Source organism: Neisseria sp. P0021.S006 (genome assembly GCF_051956895.1).
Map to the genome: position 1 here is coordinate 1 of NZ_JBQCWZ010000971.1, position 553 is coordinate 553.

The 553-nt window shown below is 47.9% G+C and carries 1 pseudogene; it reads left to right on the forward strand.

Going from position 1 to position 553, the window contains the following annotated elements:
* A pseudogene (locus ACTHUM_RS18215) lies at positions 1-553 on the forward strand (DNA primase); the annotation flags it as partial.

The window sequence follows — 553 nt, forward strand, 5'->3', positions numbered from 1 at the left end:
GTATTTATTTTTGTTTTGATGGCGACAGCGCGGGACGTAAAGCGGCTTGGCGCGCGCTGGAAAATGCGTTGCCGCAATTAAAAGACGATAAATCACTGCATTTTCTATTCCTACCCGAAGAACACGACCCTGACAGTTACATCCGCGCCTACGGCAAAACGCAATTTGAAGATGCCCTGTTAAACCAAAGCAAGCCCCTATCGGAATACTTTTGGGAACATCTTTCAGACGGCCTCAACCTCAATACGCAAGAAGGCAAAGCAGAATTGGTCAAAACCAGTTCTCCGCTCTTGGCTCAGATTACCGCGCCGGCATTGGGCTATCTTCTGAAACAAAAACTCAGCGAGCTCGTAGGCATTGACCCGGACAACCTCGCCCAATTACTCGAACAAGAAGCGCCAAAACGGCACGTCAAACAAAAAAGTTACAAACTGCCGCCTATTTCTGTCAAACAGCCAACCATGCTGACGCTGGTTCAAAGACAGATACGCAGCCTCTTGATAAATCCGGCTTGGGCTTCATATATAGACCTACCCGATTATCTGGCTTTAAG